A 15519-nucleotide genomic window follows, 5' to 3' on the forward strand; every position below is an offset into this window, starting at 1 on the left:
AAATCATCAAAATGACAGCGCATTGAAAAAAAACACAGATCTCATTCAGGTTTACAGCACCGTATCTTGCTGCTTACCGTGCGCGTTGATACATTTAGCTCAATTTGTCTGATTTCATAGCTTGCAGGATTAATCGACCATCATGTTTAAGAAACTTCGCGGGATGTTTTCCAACGATCTATCCATTGACTTGGGAACCGCCAATACACTGATTTACGTAAAAGAACAGGGCATTGTTCTGGATGAGCCGTCTGTTGTCGCTATTCGTCAAGACCGAGCAGGCTCGCCCAAGAGCGTAGCGGCTGTGGGTCATGATGCGAAGCAGATGCTAGGTCGTACACCGGGTAACATCGCGGCCATTCGCCCGATGAAGGATGGTGTGATTGCTGATTTCTACGTCACTGAAAAGATGCTGCAGCACTTTATCAAATCGGTGCACGATCACAGCTATATGCGCCCAAGTCCGCGTGTACTGGTGGCTGTACCATGTGGCTCGACCCAAGTTGAACGCCGCGCGATTCGTGAGTCGGCCTTGGGTGCTGGCGCCCGTGAAGTCTACTTGATTGATGAGCCGATGGCGGCGGCGATTGGTGCAGGTCTGCCAGTATCCGAAGCCACGGGCTCGATGGTGATCGATATCGGCGGTGGTACCACTGAAGTGGCGGTGATCTCGCTTAATGGCGTGGTCTATTCATCGTCGGTGCGTATTGGTGGCGATCGTTTTGATGAGTCGATCATCAATTATGTTCGCCGTAATTACGGCAGCTTGATTGGTGAAGCCACCGCAGAACGGATTAAACATGAAATCGGTTCCGCCTATCCAGGCGATGAAGTCCGTGAAATTGAAGTGCGTGGTCGTAACCTTGCGGAAGGGGTGCCGCGTAGCTTCACGCTTAACTCCAATGAAATTCTCGAAGCGCTGCAAGAGCCTCTGACTGGGATTGTCTCTGCGGTAATGGTCGCGCTTGAGCAATGCCCTCCGGAGCTGGCGTCTGACATTTCAGAGCGTGGCATGGTGATCACCGGTGGTGGTGCGCTGCTGCGTGATCTTGACCGCTTGCTGACCGAAGAAACCGGTATTCCTGTGGTGGTCGCCGAAGACCCATTGACCTGTGTAGCACGTGGCGGGGGCAAAGCGCTGGAAATGATCGATATGCACGGCGGTGATCTTTTTAGCGAAGATTAACGTGATTGTGCCTACAAACAGGTCGTTTTCATTATGAAACCTATGTTTGGCAGAGGTCCGTCTCTGCAATTGCGCCTGTTTTTCGCTCTTTTACTATCAGTCAGCCTTATGCTGGCTGATAGTCGTCTTGATGCGTTCGCTGGGGTGCGTTATTTCCTAAACACGCTGGTGGCGCCGTTACAATATGCGTCCAACGTTCCGCGCGACACCTTAGACGAACTGGTGATGCAGTTTCGTTCTCACCAACGTTTAGTGGCAGAGAACCGAGCATTGCGAAAGCAGGTGTTACAACTGGAAAGTGATCAGCTTCTTTTAGCGCAGACAGAGCGCGAAAACCAGCGTCTACGCGAGCTACTGGGCTCGTCGTTCATTCGGGATGAACGGAAGATGGTCGCCGAAGTGATGGCCGTTGACTCGGATCCTTATAAACATCAAGTCATGCTAGACAAAGGGCGGACCAATGGGGTTTATGAAGGGCAGCCGGTGATCAACGAGCACGGAGTGGTTGGCCAAATTGCGTATGTGGGTGCCCACAACAGCCGAGTGCTGCTGCTCACCGATCCAACCCATGCTATTCCTGTTCAGGTCATGCGTAATGACATACGAGTGATTGCGTCTGGGCGCGGGTCGGCCCACTACATTGGCTTAGACAATATTCCTAGCAGCACGGACATTAAAGTGGGTGACAAGTTAGTCACCTCAGGTCTGGGCGGAGTCTTTCCTGAAGGCTACCCGGTTGGTACGGTGACGGAATTTTCGTTTGATAATAAGCGCCCATTTGCGCAAGTACGCGCCACCACAGCGGTGAAGTTTGATCGTCTGCGTTATCTGCTTTTGGTGTGGCCAACCCCTGAAAAGGGCGAGAACGCGCGCCCGGATCAGCCTGTCGCGCAGCCGTCATCAGACACCGCACCATCACCTGACACCGCACCATCGTCCGATGCCGAGGGAGAATCGCCGTAATGGCAAATGTGACATTTCGCGGCCAGTTTGTAATTTGGCTCTCTTTTATCATTGCGCTGATTTTACAAGCCGCTCCTTGGCCGGGGGAACTCGCCCCCTTTCGCCCTTCTTGGGTATTACTGGTTACTTTTTATTGGGTGCTGGCATTACCTCATCGGGTCAATGTCGGTACCGCGCTAGTACTCGGCCTGTTGTGGGATCTGATGTTAGGGTCGACCCTTGGGGTGCGCGGCTTGATGATGGCGATATTGGTTTACATCGTGGCGCTGAACTTTCAATTGTTACGCAACATGTCGTATTGGCAGCAGGCACTCTTGTTGGCATTACTGACCTTGGCGGGAAAATTGATCGAGTTCTGGGCGGAGTACTTGGTGTCTAACGTACAGTTTAACCCTGAGCAGCTTTGGGCGGGTGTGCTTAACTTTATACTCTGGCCTTGGATCTTTCTGTTATTGCGCCGTTTACGCCGTCGCTTTGCCATTCGCTAACGCACTAATCGTAAAGAGGTATCATGAGCTGTGATTTATACCTGGCCTCGGGGTCACCTCGACGTCACGAACTACTCACTGAGATGGGGGTGAATTTCGCCCGCGTGGTGGTGGATGTGGAGGAGCAACAGCAGCCTGGCGAGTCGCCTTACGCCTATGTGTCACGTTTATCGCAAGACAAGGCACGGGCTGGGGTCGGGCAAACAGGTGGCCATACCCCGGTGCTCGGTGCCGATACCATTGTGGTTGACGGCGAGCAGGTTCTCGAAAAGCCGCGTGATAAAGCGGAGGCGACCCGAATGCTTCAGCAACTCTCTGGAAGAGAGCACCAGGTGATGACGGCAGTGACTGTCGCCAATGCGATGAAGCAGATCACCACTGTGGTGACCACCAAAGTGTGGTTTTGTACGCTCAGTGATGAGCAGATTGAGGCTTATTGGCAATCGGGTGAGCCAGTTGATAAGGCCGGCGCCTATGCGATTCAGGGGCTGGGCGGTAAATTTGTCACTCGAATTGATGGAAGCTATCACGCCGTGGTTGGTTTGCCACTGTATGAAACCGAGCAGCTGCTCAAACAATTTTCGGTCTGAGCGCATATCTGTCGCTAGGCCCCACTTTTGAGAGATTCGGGGAAACCATGAGTGCGGAACTGCTAATAAACGTCACCCCTAGCGAGACGAGGGTGGCGATGATTGAGGGGGGCAACCTCCAAGAAATCCATATCGAACGTGAAGCAAAGCGTGGCATTGTAGGCAATATCTACAAAGGCAAAGTCAGTCGTGTGTTGCCTGGTATGCAGGCAGCCTTTGTCGATATTGGCTTGGAGAAAGCGGCGTTTTTACATGCCTCAGATATTGTTCCCCATACCGAGTGTGTCTCGGAAAATGAGAAGCAACAATTCCAAGTGCGCGATATCTCCGAGCTGGTTCGCCAAGGACAAGATATTGTGGTGCAAGTGGTCAAAGATCCGCTGGGCACCAAAGGCGCGCGTCTCACCACCGATATTACCTTGCCTTCGCGTTACTTGGTTTTCATGCCAGGTGCCGCCCATGTTGGGGTATCACAACGTATTGAAAGTGAAGACGAACGTAAGCGACTAAAAAGCATCGTCAGTGACTATTGCGACGAGCTCGGTGGCTTTATTATTCGCACCGCTGCTGAAGGGGCAACAGACAATGAAATGGCGCAAGATGCCGCCTTTTTAAAACGTTTGTGGAATAAGGTGTTAGAGCGCCGCACGCGTTATCAAGCCAAATCCATGTTGTACGGTGAGCTGGCATTGGCTCAGCGCATTGTGCGTGACTTTGTCGGGACCGAGTTGGATTTGATCCGGGTCGATTCCAAGATTGCCTATGAAAAGCTGCAAGAGTTCACGTCAGAGTTTGTGCCTGAGCTGGCCGATAAATTGGTGTACTACGACGGACAAGTGCCGATCTTTGACATGTACGACACCGAAAATGAAATCCAACGCTCGTTAGAGCGCAAAGTCCAGCTCAAATCGGGTGGCTACCTGATCATCGATCAGACGGAAGCGATGACCACCATTGATATCAACACCGGTGCATTTGTTGGGCGGCGGAACCTGGATGAGACGATTTTTAATACCAACATTGAGGCTACACGTGCGATCGCTCGTCAATTGCGGCTGAGAAATTTGGGTGGGATCATCATTATCGACTTTATCGATATGAGTACCGATGAACACCGACGCCGCGTCTTGCATTCGCTCGAGCAGGCACTGAGCCAAGACAGGGTCAAAACCAATATCAATGGTTTTACTCAGTTAGGGCTGGTGGAAATGACACGTAAACGCACGCGAGAAAGTATTGAACATGTGCTGTGTGGTGGCTGTCCAACCTGTGATGGGCGAGGTTCGGTCAAAACCGTGGAAACTGTCTGCTACGAAGTGCTACGTGAAATTACTCGCGTTAACCGCATTTATGAAGCGGATAAGTTTGTGGTGTACGCGGCTCCTGCGGTGATTGAGGCATTGGCAGAAGAAGACTCGCACCTTGTGGCGGAGTTGGAAGTGTTTATTGGTAAGCAAGTGAAAGTGAAATCCGAGCCTTTATACACGCAAGAACAGTTTGACGTAGTAATGATGTAATCCATGACCTGGGTGAGAAGGGGTATGCGCTGGCTAACGGTCAGCGTCATCAGTTTGATAGTGATAACCGCCCTGCTAATCGGCGGTTTGCGCTTTCTATTGCCCAATATGGAGATCTTGCAAGCCCCGCTGAGACAGTGGGTGTCGGAGCAAACTGGCTTTAGTGCGCAACTGGATGGTATTGCCGGCCAGTGGCGCAATCTGACACCGTCACTGCAACTTGAAAACGTCGCGCTAGCCACTAGCGACAACGGTCCCCCGCTGTTAACCGCTCATGCAATCAGTTTGCAATTGGATGTCTCTGCCACCCTCATTCGGCGTCAGCCGGTATTCTCCCATGTCACACTCGACGGCTTGGTGTTTGATACCGGTCAGCTACCAGATAAAAATACCCAAGCGGGCGTACGCGAGCGGCTAGAAGACTTATTCTTGGCGCGGTTAGGGCAATTTTCGATCCCCAATGCCAAGGTGATCCTGGTCACCCCTTCGCTGGAAACGCAGACTCTGGTGATCAGTGACTTGTTTTGGCGCAATAACCAAGGTGAACACCAAGTACAAGGGCGACTAGGCATGCAAGGCACGCAACTGGAAAAGGTGCGTGTTAATGCTGCCTTCCGCGAAACCGACGGCTTGAGTACGTTAACGGGAGATTTTTATTTGGCCAGTGAGTCGATGGATATTGCTCCTTGGCTGACCCAACAGCTCACGCCATCCGCCACCATCAACACCGCGCGTTTAGATGCAAAAGCCTGGGTCAGGGTGGAGCAGGGGCGTGTCGACAATGGGCTGTTGTCGATTGATCATTTCGCGTTAGCGTGGCAAGAGGATGAGCGTCAAGCGAAGCAATGGGCGATAAAAGATAGCCATATTCAGTTGCAGGCCTTGGATGAACAGACATGGCGCCTCGACACGGATGGACTATGGGTACAAACCGGCACGACCACGCAAGCGGCAATGTCACAGCTTTCTTGGCAGGGGGCATTAGACAACTGGCGTCTCAATGCGGCCGACGTCGATATTGCCTCTTTACGGCCTTTGCTTGGGCTTGCCAGTCAATCGGCGCAACAGCACAGTGTGGCGACCGCGTTGTCCCCATCAGGTCAGATCCGCTCCTTAGCGTTGAGTAAAGCACCCGACGCCCCGTTACGTTATCAAGCCAAGCTCGAAGCGGTCTCAGCCAAGCGCTGGGGCTACCTGCCGGCGTTCAAAGGCTTGAGCGCGACGATTTCTGGGCAAGGCCGACAAGGCCAAGCTGAGCTGGCGCTGGGGGCACAACCTCTGCCGTACGGGGACTTTTTTCAAGCACCGCTCCCGCTTGAGCACGGTGCGTTGACCCTCAACTGGCAGCAAACCAAGCAAGGCTTGTCAGTATGGAGTGAGCAGGCAGTGGTCAAGGGGGCAGACGTACAAGGCTCAGGCGCATTTCGTCTGGATATTCCCTCAAAAGGCGCGCCTTTTTTGGCGTTATACGTGCAGGCTGACGTATCTGATGCTGGACAGACATGGCGCTATCTCCCCACCCGAGCATTGCCAGACTCCTTAACCGATTACCTTTCTCGCGCCATTCAAGCCGGACGGGCCAAAGACAGTGAAATTCTTTGGTTTGGTGCCCTCGACGCTTTCCCTTACTCGGATCACAGCGGTATTTTCCAAGCCATGGTGCCACTTCGCGGCGGGGCATTTAGCTTTAATACCGCGTGGCCGACGTTGACGGAGCTCGACGCCCGTTTACTGTTTGAAAATGCGCGCTTAGCGATTGAAGGTGATCATGTTCGTTTGGGCGACGCCGTCAGTCGCCAAGTGCAGGCTGAGATTGCCGATATGACCCAGCCGGACAGTTACCTGGATATTAACGCGTCATTGGCGGCAACCGGATCGGCTGTCCGTCAATACATGCTGGCGACGCCTTTGGTCGATTCGGTGGGAGCGGCCTTGACCCATGTGCAAGTCGATGGGCTTGTCAACGCTGACCTAGGACTCGATATCCCGCTCAATGGTGAGCAACCTCATGCCGAGGGGAGGGTTCGCTTTACCGGCAACCAGGTATCGATTCAGGCACCCGATATGCAACTGGATAACCTGTCCGGCGAGCTGGCTTTTAGTGACGATACCCTGACTACCCAATCGATGCAGGCGCAGTGGTTAGGGCAGCCGATCAGTCTTGGCTTTAGCGGAGAAACGGTGGAGGCCGGGTATCAGCTTGATTTAGATCTCGACGCTGATTGGGATGTAGTGCCATTACTGGACACGCTTTCGTTGCCACTTGACCCCTATCTGGCGGGCGGTGCACGTTGGCAGGCGGGGCTCGATTTAACCTTAAATGACACCGGTTTTGATTATCGGCTCGGTGTGGGTGTTGATACCACGCCGCTGCAGTCGACGTTGCCAGCCCCGCTTAACAAGCCACGCTGGCAAAAAGGGCAGGCGCGTATCGAGGCGACGGGAAACAGTGAAGGCTTGACGGGGCGCGTGGTCCTGCCCAAAGTGAGCTATCACGCACGGATTGATACCCAAGGTCAGCGCCCGCAGTTTACCGCGAGTCAATGGCAAATTGGAGAGCCAGGGACCCGGCTATTGGCAACGCGTGGTCATCGTTTTGATCTAAAGGTTGAACAACTCGATCTCGCGGCTTGGAAAAACGTCTGGGAGCAAGCCCGTCAATCTTGGCCGAGCGGAAGCGGACAATACCCTGCTTTACCCATGCCTCAGCGTATTAATGCCAAGGTTGATGCTGTCAGTGCCGACCCTTTAGCGTTTCATGATGTGTCTTTAGCCGCGCGACACAAAGCCGATGGCTGGGATGTGTTAATGGGCAGTCGTGAGCTTAGCGGGCAAGCCATGTGGCCGACACAAGGGCGCTTGAATGTTGAGATTGATCATTGGCATATCAATCGCCAGTTGACCGACGACGAGCAACCGACGGATACCCCCCTTTTTGAACCTGTGGATACACGGGCGACCCCGGAAGATAAAGCCTTGCTTGCCGCCATTCCGCCGACACACTTGGTGATTGAGGATCTGTGGTTACAAGGGTATCGGCTCGGACGCATTGAGGCGGTACTTGATAAGAAAGCCTCTCAGGTCGACCTGTCTTCTCTGACGCTGGAGAGTGGGAAAAACCACGCGTCCATCAGCGGCCATTGGCTAATTGACGAGCAAGGCCACAATCAAACCGCATTGACCCTCGCGTTAGGCGGGGAGAGTACCTCAGATCTCATGGGACGGTTTGGCATCAGTGGTGGGATCCAAGACGCCAGCTTTTCGACTCAAGCCTCGTTAGATTACGCCGGCCTGCCTTGGCAGGTCGATATTGCCAGCCTTAATGGTGACATTCGCTCCGATGTAAAAGACGGCTATTTAAGCGGAGTGGGGGGCGCCGGTAAACTGTTGGGGCTGTTCAGCCTTGATTCTATCTTACGTAAAATCCAGCTCGATTTCTCGGGCGTATTTGAAGATGGTTTGGCCTTTGATGACATTACCGGACGGGCTGTGATCACAAATGGCGTGGTTGTGACGGATAATATCCGCATGGATGGGATTGCCGGTGATATGGTTATTAAAGGGATTGCCAATTTGGTGACCAATCGCGTCAACGCCGATGTGCGGTTTACGCCGGATATTACCTCTGGGATCCCAGTACTGAGCGCGTTTGCGGTGACGCCGCAGACAGCGCTGTATGTGTTAGCGGTCACCACCGCCATTTCACCCGTGGTGGACGTTTTCACCCAAGTCCGTTATCAAGTAAGCGGCCCGATAGGGACGCCCGATATCAGGGAAGTGTCGCGTGATAAAGAGGCACTCGCATTGCCGGCCGACGCGACGGAACGATTACGCCAACAAGCAGAAAACGCCAAGGAGTGAGCATGATGAAAGCAGGTGTTGTCCAGATGACATCCAGCGCCGATCCCAGCCACAACATGAAGGCATTGCAAGCCAGTTTACATCGCTTGAGTGAACAAGGCGTCAAACTGGTGCTTACCCCAGAAAATGCCCTAGTGTTTGGCAGTAAACAAGATTATCAGCGCCATGCCGAGCGATTGGGTCATGGTCCACTGCAGCAACAGCTTGCCGAATTGGCCCATCATTATGACCTTTGGCTGGTGGTCGGCGCCTTTCCAATTCAAAACGACAACGGCATGTTAAGCAGTACCAGCTTAGTGTTCGATAACGCTGGGCACTTACGCGGCAGCTATGACAAATTGCATCTATTTGATGTGGAAGTGGCTGATGCGCATGGTCGTTACTGTGAGTCAGACTATTTTGATGCCGGTGACCGTCTCGCAACATTGGATACGCCGTTTGGCTGTCTTGGATTAAGTATTTGCTACGATGTCCGCTTCGCGCCTATGTACCAAGCCTTACGCGCGCAAGGAGCCGATATCATTACTGTGCCGGCGGCCTTTACTCGGGTAACCGGTCAAGCACATTGGGAAACCTTATTGCGGGCACGTGCAATAGAAACCCAATGCTGGGTGATCGCTGCCGGTCAGTGCGGGGAGCACAGCAAAGGGCGCCAAACCTGGGGGCACTCAATGATCATTGACCCATGGGGGCAAGTGGTCGCCTCGTTGGGCAGTGAACCCGGTGTGACTTGGGCGGAACTTGATTTAAGCGTAGGGGAATCCATTCGGCATAAGATGCCCGTACTGTCTCATACCCGGTTGCAAAGCCAATTGAAATAGCGCACCCTCGGCGCGTTATCTTTTTTCTCGGCTGTCGGTTCGGCAGCCACAACCAAGAGTAAACGAATGAGTCTGGAACAGGTCGAAGAAACCTTGCTGCGCCCGGCGGGCGTGAGTGAGTCGCAACTGCATGCGACGTTGGCGCACCTGAGCGGTCGCCAGATTGACTATGGCGATATTTTCTTCCAATCCACATGGCACGAATCTTTAGCCTTGGAAGACAGCATCATTAAAGATGGTTCATTTAATATCGACCGCGGGGTCGGTGTGAGAGCGATCAGCGGTGAAAAAACCGGATTTGCTTACTCGGATCAGCTCACCCCGGACGCCTTGATGCAAAGTGCCACTGCCGCACGCGGCATTGCCCCAGCAGGTGGGCATGGCAAAGTGAGTGCTTTTTCAGCGGTACAGGCCAAACCGTATTATGGCCCGACGGATCCGCTTGCGAGCTTAACGCGCGAGCAAAAGATCGCCCTACTCAAAGAAATAGACAGCTATATCCGTGCCAAAGAGCCTCGAGTGAAAGAGGTGAATGCCAGCTTGAATGGCCTTTATGAGCAAGTGCTGGTGGCCGCCACTGATGGCACCTATGGCGCCGATATTCGCCCACTGGTTCGCTTGTCTGTCTCTGTGTTGGTTGAACAAGATGGACGCCGCGAACGCGGCAGCGCGGGGGGCGGTGGCCGTTATGGCTATGACGTATTCTTGCAAGAGGATGCGGGTAAGTCACGCGCGCTGCAATTTGCCGATGAAGCGATTCGTTTAGCACTGGTCAACTTGCGCGCCGAGGCGGCACCGGCCGGCACCATGCCCGTGGTACTGGGTGCGGGTTGGCCGGGCGTACTCTTACATGAAGCGGTGGGCCATGGCCTTGAAGGGGACTTTAACCGTAAAGAGTCTTCGGTGTTTACCGGTAGCCTTGGCGAACAGGTAACCTCTTCGCTGTGCACCATTGTCGATGATGGCACCATGAATGATCGCCGCGGCTCACTGAGCATCGATGATGAAGGAGTCCCGGGCCAGTACAATGTGTTAATCGAAAACGGTGTGCTCAAAGGCTATATGCAAGATAAGCACAATGCCAGCCTCATGGGCGTTGCGCCCACTGGCAATGGCCGACGAGAGTCTTATGCGCACCTGCCTATGCCGCGGATGACCAATACCTACATGCTGGGTGGCGAGAGCTCGCCAGCGTCGATGATTGCCAGTGTGGAGCGTGGCTTATATGCGCCAAACTTTGGTGGCGGTCAGGTCGATATTACCTCGGGTAAGTTTGTGTTCTCCACCTCAGAGGCTTACCTGATTGAAAACGGTGAAATTACCACCCCAGTGAAAGGGGCGACCTTAATTGGCAGCGGTATCGAAGCGATGCAGCAAGTCTCAATGGTGGGGAATGATTTGGCCATTGACCCAGGTGTGGGGGTATGTGGCAAAGCCGGACAAAGCGTCCCTGTGGGGGTTGGACAGCCGACCTTGAAACTGGATGCGATGACGGTTGGAGGCACTGAGTCCTAAGTCTGCACGCCAGTGCGGGGCACTGGCGTGGCAGTTTACAGGCTTTGGTCGTAAAAGCTTTTGAGATACTGGAAAATTTCGCGATACGCCTTGGGCGGTTTGTTTTGTTGCTGCTCTTTTTTCGCCTGACGAGCCAGTTGACGTAACCGTTGACGATCGGCATCAGGATACTGCAAAAGCACATCGCTAATCGCACTGTCGCCTTGGTCAATGATGCGGTCACGGAGCTGCTCAAGCTTGTGAAGCTCGACCGTTTGCTGAGCATGCTTGTTTTGCAACTTATCAAGCGCAGCCTGAATCGGTTCAGGGTCGCGAGAGCGCATAAGCTTGCCAACATATTGCAGTTGGCGACGGCGCGCTTCGTTTTTCAAACGTTGTGCGTCGGTAATCGCGCTGAGCAAGTCATCGTCGAGCGGGAATTTTTCTAACACGGCTGGTTTGAGTTTGACCAGTGCTTCGCCAAGTTCTTGCAAGGCAAGCATATCGCGTTTCATCTCGGACTTGCTGACCCAGATGATCTCTTCCTCTTCCTCCCAGGGAGCGGGTTTATTTTTACGGCCCATGTTCAACCTCAGTGAGAATGTGCAATGACACGTATGTTAACAAGAAATGCGCCCAAACGCGGGCTTTTTTATCATAGGCGCGTGGCGCTGAGTGTGTCGAACTTGAATGCGAATCAAAAAGGTCAACTATGAGTGTGAAACAACAAGTCGCCGAGCAAGAGCAGCAACTTCGTCAAGCTGTCAGCCGTGCGCTCGACATGGCATCGGCCAAAAGTGACCAGGCGGAAGTGGCGATTACCAAAAGTACCGGCATCAGCGTCAGCTCGCGGATGGGCGAAGTCGAAAACGTGGAGTTTAATCAAGACGGTGCCCTTGGGATCACCGTATATTGTGAGCAGCGCAAAGGCAGCGCATCCACGACTGATTTGTCAGAAAAAGCGATTGCGAAAACCGTTGAAGCGGCGCTTGAAATTGCAAGCTATACTTCGCCTGACCCCTTTGGCGGCCCTGCGCCTAAAGCGTTAATGGCGTTTGACTATCCTGATCTCGATTTGTTCTATCCCGATGAGCCCGAGCCTGATACCGCCGCCGCCTTGGCGATTGAAGCCGAGCAAGCGGCGCTCAATCACGACAGCCGCATCAAATTCAGTGATGGTGCCAGCTATGACAGTCATTATGGTGTGCGAGTGTATGGCAACAGCCATGGCATGCTGGGCAGCTATCCCTCGAGCCGCCAAGCGTTAAGCTGCTCAGTGATTGCGGAAAGTGATGCAGGGATGGAGCGTGACATGAGCTACACCGTGGCGCGTGACAAAGCGGACTTATGGACACCAACATTTGTGGGAGTCGAAGCGGCCAAACACGCCGTGGCGCGCTTAAATCCACGCAGTGTCTCCACATGCCAAGTGCCAGTGATGTTCGATCGCAGTGTGGCGACCGGGCTGTTTGGCCATTTGGTGATGGCCATCAGCGGTTCAGCACTTTACCGCAAGTCCTCTTTCTTGCTCGATAAGAAAGGCGAGCAGATCTTCCCAGATTGGCTCACCATCAATGAGCTGCCTCATGTACGAAAAGGCTCCGCCAGTGCGCCTTTTGATAGCGAAGGGGTGATCACGCAAGACAGGCGTATCATTGAAAAGGGTGTACTAAACACGTATCTCGCCACCAGTTATGCTGCGCGTAAGCTGGGCATGGAACCAACCGGCCATGCAGGCGGTATTCACAACTGGTACGTTAGCCACACCGGCCAAGATGCCGATGCCATGCTAAAAACCTTAGGTACGGGATTATTGGTGACTGAGTTGATGGGACAAGGGGTGAACCCAGTGACTGGGGATTACTCACGGGGCGCGGCAGGCTTTTGGGTGGAAAACGGTGAGATCCAATACCCGGTGAGTGGGATCACCATTGCCGGTAATCTTAACGAGATGTTCGCTAACATTGTCGCGATTGGCACCGATATCGAAACGCGCAGCCAAATTCAAACTGGCTCAGTGATCATTGATGCAATGAAAGTCGCGGGGGAATAACGCTTAGGCCGCTAATCCCCCTCAGTGTGAGATCACCAAGCACGTATATCGTGCTTGGTGTTTTTTTATCCGGCGATAAACGCCAGCAATAGCACACCCAATACCAAGCGATAGATCACGAAGGGTAACATGCCCACCCGTGTCACCAGCTTTAAAAAGGCGTGAATACACGCATAAGCACTGACAAACGATACCAATAACCCAACCCCAATCGCGTCCATCGCCACCGGCTCTGGGCTGGTCGCAAGCTGTAGGCCTAGATAGGAGCCGGCGAGTGTGATGATAGGAATCGACATCAAAAATGAAAAACGTGCCGCGGCTTCGCGTGTATAACCGAGCATTAAGGCTGCGGTAATGGTCGCCCCCGAGCGCGAGGTGCCAGGAATGAGGGCAAGGGCTTGCGCAACGCCTATCAGTACCGCGCGGTAGGGCGTGGTTTGATATTCATCGCATGTTTGGGTCGCTTTGCGATCCGCCCACCACAATAAACCACCAAAAATCAGTGTGGTTGCCGCGATCACCCAGGCTGCTCGCAGGTAAAGCTCGATCACGTCTTTTAAGAACAAACCGGCCACACACGCCGGGATCGTGGCTAACACGATCATCCATGCCAATTGACTATCCGAGCTGTGCTCCCCTTTGAGTGAGGCAAAAAAGGCCTTAAGCAGACGCCACACTTCACGGCGAAAATACCCCACCACTGCGGCCAGTGTGCCGACGTGTACGGCAACATCAAAGGCGAGCCCCTGATCGGCCCAGCCAAAAAGCTGTGAAGGCAGAATAAGGTGTGCGGAGCTGGAAATAGGAAGAAACTCGGTTAACCCTTGAATCAAGGCCAGAAAAAAGGCTTCAAAGAGGCTCATGGTGCTTAAATATCCTTCAAATACGTTGGCGTCTCAATCGGCCATAGTGGTTGGTCTTGGTCAAAGGTCTGCCAAAGCTGGGCGAAGGTACGGCCATCGCCAGGAATAGCTTGGTTAGGGCAGAGCTCGGCGAGCGGACGGAGCGTGAAGGCAAACTTATAGATATCGTCTCGAGGTAACATGGGCCCTTTTGCCTGGCAATGCTCGCCAAACGTGAGTAAGTCGATGTCTATGGTGCGATCGCGGCATTTGGGGTCGTTGCGCTCGCGGCCTTGTTGCGATTCAACGTCACGAACGGCTTGCCAAAAGTCCTGCAACGAAAGCGAGGTGTGAAGCTCGGCAATGAGGTTATAAAAATTGGGGCCGTCGAATCCTACCGGTTCGGCTTCAAAAATGCGTGAAAAGCGACAGTGAGGGTCGAGTTGACGTAAGGCATGAACGGCCTGTTCGATATGACGATCGCGCTCAATGTTAGAGCCAATACTAAGTAATGCTTGTGTCACCGTGTGCCTCGCTCTATGACTACACCCACGTTGTTGGCCTGCGCGACTGCGCCTGGCTTGGCTACCCGCACTTTAATCCAGCGGACGCCAAACTGGGTTTGGATTAAGTGAGCGACCTCTTCCGCGACACGTTCGATCAACGCACAGCGGCTGGCTTGTACATGGGCGATGACCGCCTCACTGATACTGGCATAATCAAGCGCCAGCGCCACGTCATCCTGTTGGGCGGCGGGTTGATTATCGTGCGCCATTTCAATATCCAACACCAACTTTTGCTGGATGGTTTGTTCCCAATCGTAGACACCGATAGTGGTGTACACGTCGAGTTGCTCTATGAATACGGAATCCATGTTTTTTCACACTCCGTGACAGGTCGGATACCACTGTGGTAAGAAAGTTCGTATTATTGGATGTGTTCATTGACAGATGGATACGCAATGCGTTCCGATCCATGATAGGTTTATCGATGAACGTCGGCGCACTATAGCAACGAATGCGGCACAAACTCTAGGGATTTCACATGACTGCACTGGCCATTGCCATCATCATCGCTGCCTACTTACTTGGCTCTGTGTCCAGTGCCGTGTTGGTCTGTCGAGCGTTTGGCCTGCCAGACCCAAGAGATCAAGGGTCGAAAAACCCAGGTGCGACTAACGTTTATCGCCTTGGTGGGCGTTTTGCCGCGGCATGGGTGCTGCTGTGTGACATGCTAAAAGGGATGATCCCCGTTTGGCTAAGCTACCTGATTGGCATTAACCCATTCCTGCTGGGCCTGATTGCGATTGCTGCCTGTCTTGGACATATTTATCCGGTCTTTTTCCATTTCCGTGGCGGTAAAGGGGTGGCGACCGCACTGGGCGCGATGGCGCCGATTGGTTTGAGTCTAACCGGCTTGCTGGTGGCGACCTGGGGACTGGTGCTTGTGTTGACGGGCTACTCCTCACTGAGTGCGATTGTAACAGCGATCGTCGCTCCCCTATTTACCTGGTGGATTAAGCCGCAATTTACCATGCCCGTCGCCATGCTTTCGTGTTTGATTTTGTTTCGTCACTACGACAATATCCGGCGCTTGTTGGATGGTGACGAAAAACCCGTGCTTCTTGGTTGGTGGCGACGTTAGCGACAGGGAAGAGGCAGGTTATACGCTGGTGCGTTAGTAGCAAAAAGGCAGCGTAAGGCT

The 15519-nt window shown here is 53.4% G+C and carries 14 protein-coding genes; 10 read left to right on the forward strand and 4 right to left on the reverse strand.

The features are described 5' to 3' along the window. Positions 1-142 precede the first annotated feature (142 nt). The 8 genes from BZG20_RS07945 (at position 143) to tldD (ending at position 10941) form a co-directional block, all read left to right on the forward strand. Positions 143-1186 carry a rod shape-determining protein gene (locus BZG20_RS07945; RefSeq protein ID WP_046073887.1) on the forward strand — a complete coding sequence of 348 codons (1044 nt, stop codon included), beginning with the start codon at positions 143-145 and terminating at the stop codon, positions 1184-1186. A gap of 33 nt (positions 1187-1219) precedes the next feature. Continuing rightward, positions 1220-2149: a rod shape-determining protein MreC gene (mreC, locus tag BZG20_RS07950; RefSeq protein WP_077578651.1), complete on the forward strand. Its 930-nt coding sequence runs from the start codon at positions 1220-1222 to the stop codon at positions 2147-2149. Next, positions 2149-2637 carry a rod shape-determining protein MreD gene (gene mreD / locus BZG20_RS07955; RefSeq protein ID WP_046073888.1) on the forward strand — a complete coding sequence of 163 codons (489 nt, stop codon included), beginning with the start codon at positions 2149-2151 and terminating at the stop codon, positions 2635-2637. Before mreC ends, mreD begins: the two co-directional genes overlap by 1 nt. Positions 2638-2660: 23 nt before the next feature. Further along, the gene (locus BZG20_RS07960) at positions 2661-3227 is read left to right on the forward strand and encodes a Maf family protein (protein WP_077578652.1); all 567 of its coding nucleotides are present in this window, start codon (positions 2661-2663) and stop codon (positions 3225-3227) included. A gap of 47 nt (positions 3228-3274) precedes the next feature. After that, positions 3275-4744, forward strand: coding sequence for a ribonuclease G (gene rng / locus BZG20_RS07965; RefSeq protein ID WP_077578653.1), 1470 nt, complete (start codon positions 3275-3277; stop codon positions 4742-4744). Between the two features lie 24 nt (positions 4745-4768). Further along, positions 4769-8605: a YhdP family protein gene (locus BZG20_RS07970; protein WP_158010028.1), complete on the forward strand. Its 3837-nt coding sequence runs from the start codon at positions 4769-4771 to the stop codon at positions 8603-8605. A 2-nt stretch (positions 8606-8607) separates the two neighbouring features. Continuing rightward, the gene (locus BZG20_RS07975) at positions 8608-9426 is read left to right on the forward strand and encodes a carbon-nitrogen hydrolase family protein (protein WP_077578655.1); all 819 of its coding nucleotides are present in this window, start codon (positions 8608-8610) and stop codon (positions 9424-9426) included. Between the two features lie 66 nt (positions 9427-9492). Beyond that, positions 9493-10941, forward strand: coding sequence for a metalloprotease TldD (tldD, locus tag BZG20_RS07980; RefSeq protein WP_077578656.1), 1449 nt, complete (start codon positions 9493-9495; stop codon positions 10939-10941). A gap of 35 nt (positions 10942-10976) precedes the next feature. Here the strand turns inward: tldD and yjgA are convergent, their stop codons facing one another. Beyond that, positions 10977-11504 (reverse strand): ribosome biogenesis factor YjgA, encoded by a 528-nt coding sequence (yjgA, locus tag BZG20_RS07985; protein ID WP_046073894.1) that lies wholly within the window; start codon positions 11502-11504, stop codon positions 10977-10979. A 128-nt stretch (positions 11505-11632) separates the two neighbouring features. On the opposite strand from yjgA, the gene pmbA reads away from it, so the two are divergent. Further along, positions 11633-12973: a metalloprotease PmbA gene (gene pmbA, locus BZG20_RS07990; RefSeq protein ID WP_046073895.1), complete on the forward strand. Its 1341-nt coding sequence runs from the start codon at positions 11633-11635 to the stop codon at positions 12971-12973. Positions 12974-13038: 65 nt separating this feature from the next. Here pmbA and BZG20_RS07995 read toward each other — a convergent pair whose 3' ends face one another. The 3 genes from BZG20_RS07995 to folB are packed head-to-tail and all read right to left on the reverse strand — an operon-like array spanning position 13039 to position 14689. Continuing rightward, positions 13039-13836, reverse strand: coding sequence for an undecaprenyl-diphosphate phosphatase (locus BZG20_RS07995; RefSeq protein ID WP_077578657.1), 798 nt, complete (start codon positions 13834-13836; stop codon positions 13039-13041). A gap of 5 nt (positions 13837-13841) precedes the next feature. Then, positions 13842-14339 (reverse strand): 2-amino-4-hydroxy-6-hydroxymethyldihydropteridine diphosphokinase, encoded by a 498-nt coding sequence (gene folK / locus BZG20_RS08000; protein ID WP_077578658.1) that lies wholly within the window; start codon positions 14337-14339, stop codon positions 13842-13844. Continuing rightward, positions 14336-14689, reverse strand: coding sequence for a dihydroneopterin aldolase (folB, locus tag BZG20_RS08005; RefSeq protein WP_046073898.1), 354 nt, complete (start codon positions 14687-14689; stop codon positions 14336-14338). Before folB ends, folK begins: the two co-directional genes overlap by 4 nt. A gap of 170 nt (positions 14690-14859) precedes the next feature. Here folB and plsY point away from each other — a divergent pair, with 170 nt between their 5' ends. Beyond that, on the forward strand, positions 14860-15459 hold the full coding sequence (gene plsY, locus BZG20_RS08010; RefSeq protein WP_046073899.1) for a glycerol-3-phosphate 1-O-acyltransferase PlsY: 600 nt from the start codon (positions 14860-14862) through the stop codon (positions 15457-15459). Positions 15460-15519 lie beyond the last annotated feature (60 nt).

Source organism: Salinivibrio sp. IB868 (genome assembly GCF_001995655.1).
In the GTDB taxonomy this organism is placed as follows: Bacteria; Pseudomonadota; Gammaproteobacteria; order Enterobacterales; family Vibrionaceae; genus Salinivibrio; species Salinivibrio siamensis.

Coding starts and splice junctions, on each gene's coding strand:
- BZG20_RS07960 (WP_077578652.1), top strand. CDS start 2,661: ATGAGCTGTGATTTATACCTGGCCTCGGGGTCACCTCGACGTCACGAA.
- BZG20_RS07975 (WP_077578655.1), top strand. CDS start 8,608: ATGATGAAAGCAGGTGTTGTCCAGATGACATCCAGCGCCGATCCCAGC.
- BZG20_RS07945 (WP_046073887.1), top strand. CDS start 143: ATGTTTAAGAAACTTCGCGGGATGTTTTCCAACGATCTATCCATTGAC.
- tldD (WP_077578656.1), top strand. CDS start 9,493: ATGAGTCTGGAACAGGTCGAAGAAACCTTGCTGCGCCCGGCGGGCGTG.
- pmbA (WP_046073895.1), top strand. CDS start 11,633: ATGAGTGTGAAACAACAAGTCGCCGAGCAAGAGCAGCAACTTCGTCAA.
- mreC (WP_077578651.1), top strand. CDS start 1,220: ATGAAACCTATGTTTGGCAGAGGTCCGTCTCTGCAATTGCGCCTGTTT.
- yjgA (WP_046073894.1), bottom strand. CDS start 11,504: ATGGGCCGTAAAAATAAACCCGCTCCCTGGGAGGAAGAGGAAGAGATC.
- rng (WP_077578653.1), top strand. CDS start 3,275: ATGAGTGCGGAACTGCTAATAAACGTCACCCCTAGCGAGACGAGGGTG.
- folB (WP_046073898.1), bottom strand. CDS start 14,689: ATGGATTCCGTATTCATAGAGCAACTCGACGTGTACACCACTATCGGT.
- BZG20_RS07970 (WP_158010028.1), top strand. CDS start 4,769: ATGCGCTGGCTAACGGTCAGCGTCATCAGTTTGATAGTGATAACCGCC.
- plsY (WP_046073899.1), top strand. CDS start 14,860: ATGACTGCACTGGCCATTGCCATCATCATCGCTGCCTACTTACTTGGC.
- mreD (WP_046073888.1), top strand. CDS start 2,149: ATGGCAAATGTGACATTTCGCGGCCAGTTTGTAATTTGGCTCTCTTTT.
- BZG20_RS07995 (WP_077578657.1), bottom strand. CDS start 13,836: ATGAGCCTCTTTGAAGCCTTTTTTCTGGCCTTGATTCAAGGGTTAACC.